The sequence below is a fragment of the Qipengyuania citrea genome (genome assembly GCF_009828015.1).
In the GTDB taxonomy this organism is placed as follows: domain Bacteria; phylum Pseudomonadota; class Alphaproteobacteria; order Sphingomonadales; family Sphingomonadaceae; genus Qipengyuania; species Qipengyuania citrea.
Genome location: NZ_WTYG01000001.1, coordinates 467,563 through 480,558 on the forward strand (window position 1 = coordinate 467,563; position 12,996 = coordinate 480,558).

A 12,996-nucleotide genomic window follows, 5' to 3' on the forward strand; every position below is an offset into this window, starting at 1 on the left:
CCGGACGGCCCCTTGTGTGCGGATGGGTTTCGCCTGCGTCAGGCGCCTTGCGGTGCCGGGCCTCCGCCGAGCTTGCGCCCTGCCTTGGGGACAGCGACACCCGACGCGGGCTTGACCGCGACCGGGCCCTTGGGCTCGTCCGGCCGGTCGATCTTGCCGTCCTTCATCAACTGGTTGATTTCTTCACCGGTCAACGTTTCGTATTCGAGCATCGCCTGTGCCAGCAGGTGGAGCTTGTCCTCCTGCTCGCTGAGGATGTCCTGCGCGCGCTTGAGCCCGCCTTCGACCAGTTCCTTGATTTCGGCGTCGATCAGCTTGTTGGTTTCCGCGCCGCCCATGGTGCGCGCGGTCTGACCCATGCCGAGATAGCCTTCCTGGCTTTCCTCGTACTGCAGCGGGCCCAGCTTGTCGCTCATGCCCCATTTGGTGACCATGTTGCGCGCGAGATCGGTGGCATACTGGATATCGCCCGACGCCCCGCTCGAAACCTTGTCGTGCCCGAAGATGATTTCCTCCGCCACGCGCCCGCCCATCGCAACCGCGAGGTTCGCATGCATCTTGTCGCGGTGGTAGGAATAGCTGTCGCGTTCGGGCAGGCGCATCACCATGCCCAGCGCGCGGCCGCGCGGGATGATGGTGGCCTTGTGGATCGGGTCCGACGCCGGCTCGTTGAGGCTAACCAGCGCGTGGCCCGCTTCGTGATAGGCGGTCATCTTCTTCTCGTCCTCGGTCATGACCATGCTGCGCCGTTCGGCACCCATCATGACCTTGTCCTTGGCGTCTTCGAATTCCTGCATCGCGACCAGGCGCTTGTTGCGGCGCGCCGCCAGCAGGGCGGCCTCGTTGCACAGGTTCGCCAGATCCGCGCCCGAGAAGCCCGGCGTGCCGCGCGCGATGGTGCGCGGGTTGACGTCGGGAGCCAGCGGCAGCTTCTTCATGTGCACTGCGAGGATTTTCTCGCGCCCGTCGATGTCGGGCACGGGGACCACAACCTGACGGTCGAACCGGCCCGGACGCAGCAGCGCGGGGTCGAGAACGTCGGGGCGGTTGGTCGCCGCGATGATGATGATGCCTTCATTGGCTTCGAAGCCGTCCATCTCGACCAGCAGCTGGTTGAGCGTCTGCTCGCGCTCGTCGTTCGAATTGCCCAGCCCGTGGCCACGGCTGCGCCCGACGGCATCGATTTCGTCGATAAACAGGATGCACGGCGCGTTCTTCTTCGCCTGTTCGAACATGTCGCGCACGCGGCTGGCGCCGACACCGACGAACATTTCGACGAAGTCCGAACCGGAGATGGTGAAGAAGGGCACGCCCGCTTCGCCGGCGATTGCCCGCGCGAGCAGGGTCTTACCCGTACCGGGCGAACCGACCAGCAGGGCGCCCTTGGGGATCTGGCCGCCAAGCTTGGAGAAGCGCTGCGGGTCCTTGAGGAATTCGACGATTTCCTCGAGCTCTTCGCGCGCTTCGTCGATCCCGGCGACATCGTCGAACGTCACCTTGCCCTGCCGCTCGGTCAGCAGCTTGGCCTTCGACTTGCCGAAGCCCATCGCGCCGCCCGCACCGCCGCCTTTCTGGACCTGCCGCAAGGCGAAGAAGGCGATGCCGAGGATCAGCACGAACGGCAGCATCTGGATCAGCGCATAGAGGAGGATGTTGCCATTGTCGGCTTCCACACCCGAATAACGCACGCCATTGTCTTCGAGCAGCTGCGGCAGAGTGGTGTCGTTGGCAACGGGGATGGTCGAGAACTGCTCGCCATTCTTCATCTCGCCGACGATCGACGATTCGGAAATCTCGACGCTGGCGACCGAGCCTTCGGCAACCTTGTCGCGGAAATCGGAATAGAGGATCTGTGCGCCGGGAGCGCTGGATCCGCCCCCGAACAGCGACACAACCATCAGCAGTGCAAGGAAAATCCCGCCCCAGATCATCAGGCTCTTCACCCAGGGGTTGGGGCCGTTGCCCTCGGGCTCGGGCGGAGAATTCTGGTCGCTCATGCGCGGGTTCCTTTCATCCCGGCCAATGTAGGATGCCGCGGGTGAATGGCAAGTTGACCCGATGCGCGGAATTTCCGCTATCAGGCAGCAATTCGCTCGATCAGCCAATAGGCCCCGACGATGCCGACCGGATAGGCGGCGGCGCGCAGGACCAGCGGTTCGTCCGCCGGCCGGATACGGCGCAGCAGCGCGAGGGCGGCGAGCACCGCCGTGACGACCAGCAATTGTCCGGCTTCCACGCCGATGTTGAAGCTGACCAACGCGGCGGGCACCTCGCCTTCGGGCAGCCCGATTTCGCGCAAGGCGCCTGCGAATCCGAAACCGTGCAGCAGGCCGAAGGCGAATGCCACGAGCCAGGGCAGGCGCTGGGTCAGCGTGCCGCGCGCCCCCCGGGCGATTTCGACCGCGAGGAACACGATCGACAGGGCAATCAACGCCTCCACGACATCCTGCCGGATCCCGGCAAAGCCCAAAGTGACCGCCGCCAGCGTCAGCGAATGCGCGAGCGTGAAGGCCGTGGCGGCCTTGATCACCGGCCACGGCCGCCCGACCAGCAGGACCAGCGCGATGACGAACAGCAGGTGGTCCCATCCGGCCAGGATGTGATCAACCCCGATCGCGAAATAGCTGCGCCACACCTGCGCTGCGCCCGTCCTGGCCGTGATCGTCGCATAGGGCTCTTCCGGCGTGAGGCGGTGGACCTGTACCGGCCGTTCGCGCGGGGCGACGCGCAGGATCGCTTCGCCTTGCCCGGGAAAGGCCGGCCAGCCGAGCCGCTGCCCCGCGACGCTGCCGGTGCAGACCACCGGTGCACGGCCGACCACGGCAAGCGGAGCCATGTCGCGCTCTACCGGCCCCGCCAGCGCACAAGCGGCGGGCAGCTGCGGCACGGCGCTGCGTTCGTCGGCCGCGCTTGCGATCGGCTGCCGCCAGCCGAGCCGCCAGTTCGTCTCGTCGAGCTGCTCGAACTGGATCGCGACGGGACGCATTTCGTCAGCCAGCGCGGGGCTGGCCGCCAGCAGCAGGGCCAGCGCCGCAATCAGCCGGATCATTCGATTGCGACCGTATAGGCCCCGCGCAGCAACGCGTAGGCCCGCTGGCGCCGCTCGGCGATGGTGGCCGCTCGCCAGTCGGCCTCGATCCGGTCGCGGACCGCGCTCAGTTGCGGTGTCTGGCCCGCGTTACGGGTTTCCAAGCGGACGAGGTGCCAGCCATAGCCCGACGCGACCGGTCCCCGCCATTCGCTCGAGGGTTCAAGCTCCGCCAGCCGCGCGGTGAACGCCTCGCCATAGGTGCCGCGTATCTGCGCGAGCGGCATCGCGACCGCCTTGGCGGGCAGGCTGATCGGCTCGCCCACCGGATCGCGCGATGCCAGAGCGCGGGCGGCAGCGGATTCGCTAGAGTAATAGACTTGCCTGAAGGTCAACCTGTCGCCCTCGCGGTATTTATCCGGATGCTTCGCGAGCCAGCGCTCGAGGTCCGCTTCGCTCGGTCGGGCCAAGGCGGCCTCGGCGCCAGCAAGCTCGTCCATCTTGGTGGCCAGACGCCGCCGGACGACCGCGTCGCCTTCATCGAGGCCCAGACGCAGCGCTTCGCGGTAGAGGACCTCTTCGCGCACCCAGCGCTCGATCGCACTGTCCATTTCGGCGTCGGTGGGTGCGCGCCCCATCATCCGCTCGAAACCGAAAGCGATGCCGGCCTGCCGCTCGCGCGAAAGTTCGATCGTCCGGCTGGCCGGGTCGACCGGTTCGCCCACCAGTGCCAGCCCTGCCCAGATCACCGCCCCGGCGATCAGGAAATGCACCAGCGGGTCGCGCAGCCAATGCCGGATCATTCACGCCCCGCCGGAGACGCTGCAGCGCCGGGCGATCGGCCCGGCTTCAGCCAGACCGGAGAGGAATAGGCGCGTTCCTGGATAACATTCGTTTCGACAACCTCTGCCGGCAGGTCGATTCCGAAGCGTTTCGCATCGAACAGGACCCAGCTCGGCGTTGGGATTTCGATCGCGCGGACATAATAGAAGGCGCGCTGGCCCGGACGGTAATCGGGATCGCGCCAGGTCGCTCGCAATTCGGGTGCGCCGATCGTATTGGTGTAGCTCGCCTCGCGCCGTACTACCGTGTCGCCCACGGCGGGTATTGCGCCGCCCACGCGGCGGCGGACGCCAGCCATGTCCGACCATGCGAGATCATAGATACGTTCGCGTGCGACGCCATTCGCATCGACCCAGCCCTTGACCATCTGGATCCGGTCGAGATTGGCGCCTTCGGGATCCTTGAGCGCGGAAACCAGGAACACGGGCGCGCGGCCGCGATCGACCAGATCGCCGCCCATCGGGACACCGCGGGCATAACCGGCGCGTACCCAGTCGCCGTCCCAATCGCTGTCTGCAAAATCATGCCCGGCAAACAGCCGGAGCACCATGCGCGGACCGGTGGTGGCGTAGACTTCGCGCCGCATGAAGGCATCGAAGATCTCGGCGCGCGTATTGCCCCTTGCCCAGGCAGCCGCATAGCCCCCGGCGAGATAGTGCCAGCCGAAGCGCCCCTGGCGCGTACCGAGGTTCTGCGACGCGAGCGCGCGTCCGGCACGCGGTTCGACATTGGTTTGCTTGCCGAAGAAATTGTCCTCGTCCCCCGTCGCCAGCGCGGTGTGGCTGTCGGTGGAGCCGATCAGGCCGAATGCATAGGGATTGACGCCCATCTGCTGTTCGAGCGTCAGGCCGCGCAGCAAGGCGCTGCGGACATAGCTACCGGCATACATGTCGGGCGTTGCTTCTCTCGTCAGCGGCAGATTGCCCAGCTCCCACCCGGCCACGCCGAATTCAGCGAATTCGTCATTCGGCGAGAGGAAGGGGTGGGTCTCGCTGTCGCCCTTGATCTGGGTGGCTTCGACCACCGGCTCGAAGCGCGCTCGCTGGCGGGCGTAATCGGCGCTCATCGCGCCGCCATCGGGCCCGACCAGATCGAACATCATCCCGTTCGACAGGTTCGAATTGTGCGGGATCGCCAGTACGCGTCCCCCGGTGTTGGCCTCGTAGGCGGCCATGTAATCCCACAGCTGCTCGGGCTGTGTATCGATACCCGGAAACGGCACCACCTGACCGGTCTTGACGCTGCCGTCCCGGAACATGACGACCCGGTGCAAATTGTTGCCATCGGGCATCAAGGTCCATTCGAAACCCGCAAAGGCAGTGAATTCACCCGGGCGGTTGTACCGGTCCAGCAGGGCGAGATGGCTGTCCCACAATTCGCGTGTGGCGACAGCCTGCCGCTCGGGGTCCATCAGCGCTTCGGGGATCGTGTCATTGGCCGCCGCAGTGATGAGTTCGGCCACCGCCATGGTCGACTGGTTCGTGCTTTCGTGCATCATGTCGTACCAGCGCCGAAGCGTGGGATCGCGCACCAGGATCCGCGGCGTGTCGTAGAGCCGGCGCGTGGCGCCCATGGCATCCGAATGGTCCGAGATGACGAGGAAATCGAGCGGGCGGTCGAGCTGCGCATCCATCCCCATCGTCGAACGCACCCGGTCGCCGCGTGCGAATTTGAGCGCCTCTTCCGCGCCCAGCCTGACGCCGAAGCCGAAGGCGTCGACCGAAAGGTCGGTGTGCAGATGCGTATCGCCCCAATAGGGCCGGTCGGGAAATTCGGCGAGTTCGATCGTCGCGGTCCCGTCACCGCGCTGGTCTTCGGTCGGCTCGCCCGTATCCATGGAATCGCAGCCCGACAGCGCCAGGGCCGCCAGTGCGACCCAGCACCCCAAGGTCTTCGTCATCGGCTCTCCCCTCCCGATTGCCAATTGCAACCGAATGTCTGCGACATGCCGGGCGGGGTCAAGGCCTCAGGGGATTTGCGATGCGCTAGAGGAAGGGGATCGCGCTGCCTTCGCCCGACGAGCCGAAGTAGGTCGCAAGGCCGAGCGCCGTCGCCAGACCGGCGAACAGCAGTGATCCGAGCAGCAAGGCGCCGTCGCGAACCGTCAGCGCCAGCCCCAGGACAGCGATCGCCAGCATCGGGATGGTACTGGCGAAAGGCAGGAATTCGAGCGGCGGAACCGTGCAGCACAGGGCAATGATGACCGCAGCGACCAGCTTGATCGCAGTGCCCTTGGTCAGCCCTTCGAGCCGGCCCTTGCTGTGCCGGTCGAGGAAATTCGCCATTCCCTTGAGCTTGCCCACCGCCTTGTGCAGCTTTTTCGAACCGACCGCACGCCGCTGGACGAATTGCGGCATCCAGACATGGTCGCGGCCGATGAGCAGCTGGACCGCGATCAGCGCGATGAACAGCGCGAGCACGGTGGGGACGCCCGGGATGCCGCCGACCGGCGTGATTTCGAGCACGGCGGGGATCATGATAAACGGGCCGAAGCTGCGTGCGCCGAAATCGTCGAGCACATCGGCGACACGCACTTCGTCGTGATTGGCCGCAAGCTCGTCGAGTTCGCCGAGGACATCGCCCATGCTGTGGGGTTCATGTGACACTGCAGACATCTCCCTTGGCGGCCAAACGCACGGGGAGCCGAAAGGTTACGCGGCGCGGGATACTGCTCCCGCGCCGGTCACCCCGCCTTCTTCTTGAGCAGCGCCGAGCGTTCGCAGCGGCACACCACTTCGCCGCGCTGGTTCACCGCTTCGTGGAAGAAGGTGACGATCCCTGCATCGGGGCGCGACTTGCTCTCGCGCAGGCCGATTACCTCGCTGGTGGCATGCAGCGTATCGCCGATGAAGACGGGCTTGGGCATGACCAGCTTGTCGTAACCGAGGTTGGCCACAAGGGTACCCAGCGTGGTGTCACCGACACTGAGCCCCACCATCAGCGAGAAGGTGAAGGTCCCGTTGACGAGGATCTGCCCGAACTCGCTCGCCTTGGCCGCTTCCGCGTCGAGATGGAGCGGCTGCGGATTGTGCGTCATGGTGGTGAACAGCAGATTGTCGGTCTCGGTCACCGTCCGGCGGATGTCGTGCGTCAGCGTATCGCCGACCTGCCATTCGTCGAAATACTTCCCCGCCATCAGCCGTGCCCCATGACGGCTTTGACCTCGAGGAAGTCGTGGAAGCCCCATTCGCCCCATTCGCGGCCATTGCCCGACTTCTTGTAGCCACCGAAGGCAGCGCCGAGATCGTAGCCGCCATTGATCGCCACGCGGCCCGCGCGAATGCGCTTGGCAAGGCTGCGGGCGAGTTCGATGTCCTCGCCCGTGATCGCGCTGGCAAGGCCGTATTCGGTGTCATTGGCGATGCGGATGGCGTCGTCGTAATCCTCATAGCCGAGGATACACAGCACCGGGCCGAAGATTTCCTCGCGCGCGATGGTCATGTCGTTGGTGACGTCGGCAAAGACGGTGGGCTTGACGTAGTGACCGGTCTCCAGCCCCTCGGGTTTGCCGGGGCCGCCCGCAACCAGCGTCGCGCCTTCCTCGACGCCCTTCTCGATCAGGCCCTGGATCTTGTCCCACTGCGCGCGGCTGACGACCGGGCCGATCGCCGCATTGCCCTTCGGATCGCCGGGAATGACGCCTTCGGCAGCTTCTTTCGCTGCGGCCTTGGCCTCCGCCATCCGCGCGTGCGGCACCAGCATGCGGCTGGGCGCGGTGCAGGTCTGACCCGAATTGCCCATCATCGCGACCGTGCCCTTGGCAACCGACTTGGTGAATGCGGAATCGTCGAGCACGATATTGGGGCTCTTGCCGCCCAGTTCCTGCGCCATGCGCTTGACGGTATCGGCGGCATTCTTGGCGATCGCTATGCCCGCGCGGGTCGAACCGGTGAAGCTGACCATGTCGATATCGGGATGGCCGCTTATCGCTTCGCCGACGCCCGGCCCGTCGCCATTGAGCAGGTTGAACACGCCCGCGGGGACACCCGCCGCATGCATGATCTCGGCAAAGATACAGGCGTTGAAGGGCGCGATCTCGCTGGGCTTGAGCACCATGGTATTGCCCGTCGCCAGCGCGGGGAAGACCTTGCAGGCGATCTGGTTGAGCGGCCAGTTCCACGGGGTGATCATGCCGACCACGCCGACCGGCTCCCAAACATGCAAAGTGGGACCGTCGAGCCGTTCGAATGCGAAGCCCTCGAGCACTTCTATGGCCTTCTGGCAATGGCCCGCAAGCAGGCCGACATGCGGCCCGTTGGCGAGGCTCAGCGGCGCGCCCAATTCGTCGCTGACCGCAGTTGCGAGCTCTTCCTTGCGGGTCTCGATCTCCGCCTGGATCGCGCGCAGCAGGGTCAGCCGTTCTTCCTTGCTGGTCTGGCTGAAGCTCTCGAAGGCACGGCGCGCGGCGACCACGGCCTTGTCGACATCGGCCGCGGTGCCGAAGCTGATATGGCCGATGGTCTGCTCGGTGGCGGGGTTCTCCACCGCAACGGTGTTTTCCTCGACCGGGTCGACCCATTGGCCGTCGATGTAGAACTGGGTGCAATCGCGCATCGGAAACTCTCCTTTGCGCGCGCCTCTAGCTTTCCTGACGCCAGCGCGCCACCACCTCTTCGCCGTCGCTGGCGCTGTCGCGGATCGTGTTGGGCGTGCGGTCGAACCGCGGTGCGGGGGCGGTGTGCCAGCGCCCGCCGTGTTCGACGAAAGCCCCGCGCGCCTTCATATGCGGATGGTCCTTGGCGTGATCGAGCGGAACGACCGGCGAGAAACAGGCGTCGGTGCCTTCGAGCAATTCGCACCATTCGTCCTGCGTCTTCGTCACGAATAGCGCGGCCAGATCCTCGGCATAGCTGTCCCAATTGGCCGGGTTCATCTGCGCCTCGCGCAAATGCTCGGGCGCATCGGCGCGCTGGAGCAATTCGGCGTAGAATTGCGGTTCGATCGCGCCGACGCTGATTTCCCTGCCATCCTTGCAGGTATAGCAGCGATAGAAATGCGCCGCCCCGCCAAGCAGGCCGGCGCCGCGATCCACCGTGCGCAGCGCGCTGTGCGGCTGGCCGTAGAAGAAGCTCATCAGGCTGGTCACGCCGTCGACGATCGCGGCATCGACTACCTGCCCCTTGCCGCTGCGTTCGCGTTCGAACAGCGCCGCGAGGATGCCCATCGCGCAATACATCGATCCGCCGCCGAAATCGCCGACGAGGTTCTGCGGCGGCACGGGCAGTTCGCCGCGCTTGCCGATCGCGTCGAGCGCGCCGGTGATGGCGATGTAGTTGAGATCGTGGCCGGCCGCCTGCGCCAGCGGGCCGTCCTGTCCCCAACCTGTCATTCGCGCATAGACCAGCCGCGGATTGGCCTCGAGCAATTCCTGCGGGCCCAGCCCCAGCCGCTCCATCACGCCCGGACGAAAGCCTTCGACCAGCACGTCGGCATGCGCCAGCGCCTGCTTGACGAATGCCTGGCCTTCGGCGCTCTTGAGATCGACTTCCGCGCGGTGCCGGGCGCGTTCGACCACCGGGTTCATCGGCTGGTGACCGGCGCGTTCGATGCGCACGACTTCCGCGCCCATATCGGCCAGCATCATGCAGACATGCGGGCCCGGGCCGATGCCCTGGAATTCGACGACCCTGAGGCCGGTCAGCGGACCGTTCGACATTTCTCTCTCCTCGGAAAATTTATATGTTCTAGAAGCTCTTGGGCAGGTCGAGGACATGCGTGGCGACATGGCTCAGGATCAGGTTCGTGCTGATCGGCGCGACCTGATAGAGCCGGGTTTCGCGGAACTTGCGCTCGATGTCGTATTCCTCGGCAAAACCGAATCCGCCGTGCGTCTGGATGCACATGTCGGCGGCCGCCCAGCTGGCTTCGCTGGCCAGCATCTTGGCCATGTTCGCTTCGGTCCCGGCAGTCTCGCCATCATCGAACATGCGCGCTGCCTTGGTCACCATTTCGGCCGCGGCCGACAACTGGACATAGGCGCGCGCGATGGGGAACTGCACGCCCTGGTTCTCGCCGATGGCGCGCCCGAAGACATTGCGCTCGGCGGCATAGGCGGCAGCGCGGTCGATGAAGAAACGTCCGTCGCCGATGCATTCGCTGGCGATCAGGATGCGCTCGGCATTCATCCCCGAAAGGATGTAGCGGAACCCCTTGCCCTCCTCGCCGATCAGCGCGCTGGCGGGCACGCGCAAGTCATCGAAGAACAGTTCGGTGGTCGCATGGTTGAGCATGGTGCGCACCGGCCGGATGGTCAGCCCGTTGCCTACCGCCTCGCGCATGTCGACCAGCAGCACGCTCATCCCGTCGGAGGGCTTGGCGCATTCCTCGCGCGGAGTCGTGCGGCACAACAGCACCATCAGGTCCGAATGTTCGGCGCGGCTGATCCAGATCTTCTGACCGTTGACCACGTAATCGTCGCCGTCGCGGCGCGCGAAGGTGCTGATCCGCGTCGTATCAGTGCCCGCACCGGGTTCGGTCACGCCAAAGGCCTGCAATCGCAGTTCGCCGCTGGCGATCTTGGGCAGGTATTCGCGCTTCTGCTGGTCCGATCCGTGCTTCAGCAGCGTGCCCATGGTGTACATCTGCGCATGGCAGGCACCGCCGTTGGAACCCGACCGGTGAATTTCCTCGAGCACGGCGCAGGCCGCCTCCAGCCCCAGGCCCGAGCCGTCATATTCTTCAGGGATGAGGACCGAGAGGAAGCCAGCCTCGGTCAAAGCGGCGACGAATTCGCTCGGATAGGCGCGCTCGCGATCGAGTTCGCGCCAGTATTCGCCGGGGAAGCGCGCGCACAAACGCCGCACCGCTTCGCGGATTTCCGGAAAGGTCTCGCTCAAATGTCCGTCTCCCATTGCAACCTATTTGCCGCGCATCGCGCGCTTTGGCAACGGGTGTTGGGAGAATGGATGCCCCGTGAGGATTCGAACCTCAATTGACGGAGTCAGAGTCCGCAGTCTTACCATTAGACGACGGGGCATCAGCTGTCCGGGCAGGCGAGAATCGCGGGCTGCGCCGGAAGAGAGGCCGCGCATCTAGTTTCGTGTGGAGGCAAGGTCAACCCCGCAGCTGGCAGCGCCACTTGCCCCGTCTGCGCAACGCGGCTAGCGTTGGCGCCAAGTCCCCGTGCACAACGGTTTGCGCGGGAGGAAGAACAAAAGAAAGCTCCAGTTATGGCGGATCATCCTCCGCCGGACACCAAAAGGGGGCCTGGGAAGAAACGGGGCGGCAAGTCCGGCAAGGTAGCCGATTTCCGCTACAAACGCCCCTCCAGGCCCGATGGCAAGCGCAGCGACCGGCGCAATCCGCCCCGTCGCGACGCAGGCTTCGCGGCGCGCGCGCCAGCGGTTTCCGCGACGCATAGCCCGCAGCCGCACCGGCAGGCCTATGCCGCACTCGATCTCGGCACCAACAATTGCCGCCTGCTGATTGCCCGCCCCTCGGGCGAGAATTTCACTGTCATCGACGCATTCAGCCGCGTGGTCCGCCTTGGCGAAGGGCTGGCGGCAAGCGGGCGCCTGTCCGACGAATCCATGGAACGCACACTGGCAGCGCTGCATGTCTGCGCCGAGAAACTGCGGCGGCGCAACGTCCGGCTGGCGCGATCTGTCGCTACCGAAGCGTGCCGCCGCGCCTGCAACGGCCCGGCCTTTATCGAGCGCGTCCGCCGCGAGACGGGGATCATGCTCGACATCATTTCCGCGCAGGAGGAAGCGCGGCTGGCGGTGCTGGGCTGCCATATTCTGCTCGAAGAGGGCGACGGGCCGGCGATCATCTTCGACATCGGTGGCGGATCGACCGAACTGGTCCTGGTCCAGCCGGGCGACAAGGTCCCGCGGATCGTCGACTGGCTCAGCGTGCCGTGGGGCGTCGTGTCGCTGACCGATACGGTGCAGGGTTCGGACGCCAGCGAGGCCAGCCGGCTCGAACGTTACGCGGCCATGCGACAAACCGTGAGCGCGAGCTTTGCCGAATTCGCCGAGCGGATCCGCAAGCACACGCAGTCGCGCGAACCGATCCGCCTGCTGGGCACCAGCGGCACCGTAACCACGCTGGCCAGCCTGCATCTCGAACTGCCGCAATACGACCGGCGCGCGGTCGACGGGCTGATCGTGCCATCGCAGGCCATGCGCGACATCTCCACCCGCCTGTCGCGGATGTCCGCCGGCGATCGCAAGTGCCTGCCGTGCATCGGTGACGACCGCGCCAACCTGGTGATTGCCGGCTGCGCGATCCTCGAATCGATTCTCGACATCTGGCCCGCGGAACAGCTGGGTGTGGCCGATCGCGGAATCCGCGAAGGCATACTGCGCAGCCTGATCGCTGCGGATGCCGAAGGCGAACGCAGCCGCGCGGCGCTCCAGCGCATGCGAGAACAGGATGTCTGACCAGATCCACGCGTGCGAACGAGGCCCCGGCCCCGTCATTCCGGCACCGAACGCAATGAGGAATAAATAATGTCACGTTCGGGCAAGGATCGCGATACGCGCGTGCGCACGTCGAAGAAGCGGACGGCCAGTTCGACCCGCTGGCTGCAGCGCCAGCTCAACGATCCCTATGTGAAGCAGGCCAAGGCCGATGGATACCGCAGCCGCGCCGCCTACAAGCTGATCGAGCTGGACGAGAAATTCAGCCTGCTCAACGGCGTCACCCGGGTCGTCGACCTCGGCATAGCGCCAGGCGGGTGGAGCCAGGTAGTGCGCAAGCGCAAGCCCAGGGCGCATGTCGTGGGAATCGACCTGCTCGAGGTCGAACCGATCGAAGGCGTCACGATCCTGCAAATGGATTTCATGGCCGACGACGCGCCGCGGGCGCTCGAGGAAGCGCTGGGCGGCAAGGCCGAACTGGTGCTCAGCGACATGGCCGCCAATACGGTCGGTCACAAGCAGACCGACCATCTGCGCACGATGGGTCTAGTGGAAGCAGGCGCCTGGTTCGCCATTGAAAACCTCGCGCCGGGGGGCACCTATCTCGCCAAGGTCCTGGCGGGGGGTACCGACACCGACCTGCTCACGCTGCTCAAGCAGCATTTCCGCACCGTGAAACATGCCAAGCCGCCCGCGAGCCGCAAGGATTCAAGCGAGTGGTACGTGATCGCGCAGGGCTTCAAGGGCTGATCGTCCCACAAA

The 12,996-nt window shown here is 65.6% G+C and carries 11 protein-coding genes and 1 tRNA gene; 2 read left to right on the forward strand and 10 right to left on the reverse strand.

Features of this window, described 5'->3' with window-relative positions; genetic code table 11:
• Positions 1-38 precede the first annotated feature (38 nt).
• From ftsH to GRI55_RS02150, 10 genes are all read right to left on the reverse strand, one after another.
• A complete protein-coding gene (gene ftsH, locus GRI55_RS02105) occupies positions 39-1,997 on the reverse strand; it encodes an ATP-dependent zinc metalloprotease FtsH (RefSeq protein ID WP_050599420.1) in 1,959 nt (652 codons plus the stop codon).
• Positions 1,998-2,077: 80 nt separating this feature from the next.
• A complete protein-coding gene (locus GRI55_RS02110) occupies positions 2,078-3,049 on the reverse strand; it encodes a HupE/UreJ family protein (protein WP_160766042.1) in 972 nt (323 codons plus the stop codon).
• Positions 3,046-3,831 (reverse strand): peptidyl-prolyl cis-trans isomerase, encoded by a 786-nt coding sequence (locus tag GRI55_RS02115; RefSeq protein WP_160766043.1) that lies wholly within the window; start codon positions 3,829-3,831, stop codon positions 3,046-3,048. The genes GRI55_RS02110 and GRI55_RS02115 overlap by 4 nt, the downstream gene beginning before the upstream one ends.
• Positions 3,828-5,771 carry a DUF3604 domain-containing protein gene (locus GRI55_RS02120; RefSeq protein ID WP_237452375.1) on the reverse strand — a complete coding sequence of 648 codons (1,944 nt, stop codon included), beginning with the start codon at positions 5,769-5,771 and terminating at the stop codon, positions 3,828-3,830. The genes GRI55_RS02115 and GRI55_RS02120 overlap by 4 nt, the downstream gene beginning before the upstream one ends.
• 85 nt (positions 5,772-5,856) lie before the next feature.
• A complete protein-coding gene (locus GRI55_RS02125; protein ID WP_063505326.1) occupies positions 5,857-6,486 on the reverse strand; it encodes an exopolysaccharide biosynthesis protein in 630 nt (209 codons plus the stop codon).
• A 68-nt stretch (positions 6,487-6,554) separates the two neighbouring features.
• Positions 6,555-7,007: a MaoC family dehydratase gene (locus GRI55_RS02130; RefSeq protein ID WP_160766044.1), complete on the reverse strand. Its 453-nt coding sequence runs from the start codon at positions 7,005-7,007 to the stop codon at positions 6,555-6,557.
• On the reverse strand, positions 7,007-8,425 hold the full coding sequence (locus tag GRI55_RS02135; RefSeq protein WP_160766045.1) for an aldehyde dehydrogenase family protein: 1,419 nt from the start codon (positions 8,423-8,425) through the stop codon (positions 7,007-7,009). Before GRI55_RS02135 ends, GRI55_RS02130 begins: the two co-directional genes overlap by 1 nt.
• Positions 8,426-8,450: 25 nt before the next feature.
• Positions 8,451-9,527: a CaiB/BaiF CoA transferase family protein gene (locus GRI55_RS02140; protein WP_063505329.1), complete on the reverse strand. Its 1,077-nt coding sequence runs from the start codon at positions 9,525-9,527 to the stop codon at positions 8,451-8,453.
• A gap of 28 nt (positions 9,528-9,555) precedes the next feature.
• Positions 9,556-10,722, reverse strand: a complete 1,167-nt coding sequence (locus GRI55_RS02145; protein WP_160766046.1) for an acyl-CoA dehydrogenase family protein — start codon at positions 10,720-10,722, stop codon at positions 9,556-9,558.
• 51 nt (positions 10,723-10,773) lie between these two features.
• Positions 10,774-10,847, reverse strand: a tRNA-Gln gene (locus GRI55_RS02150).
• A 193-nt stretch (positions 10,848-11,040) separates the two neighbouring features.
• On the opposite strand from GRI55_RS02150, the gene GRI55_RS02155 reads away from it, so the two are divergent.
• Both GRI55_RS02155 and GRI55_RS02160 read left to right on the forward strand, forming a co-directional pair.
• The gene (locus GRI55_RS02155) at positions 11,041-12,255 is read left to right on the forward strand and encodes a Ppx/GppA phosphatase family protein (protein WP_160766047.1); all 1,215 of its coding nucleotides are present in this window, start codon (positions 11,041-11,043) and stop codon (positions 12,253-12,255) included.
• Between the two features lie 69 nt (positions 12,256-12,324).
• Positions 12,325-12,984: an RlmE family RNA methyltransferase gene (locus tag GRI55_RS02160; RefSeq protein WP_050599447.1), complete on the forward strand. Its 660-nt coding sequence runs from the start codon at positions 12,325-12,327 to the stop codon at positions 12,982-12,984.
• The last annotated feature ends 12 nt before the right edge of the window (positions 12,985-12,996 follow it).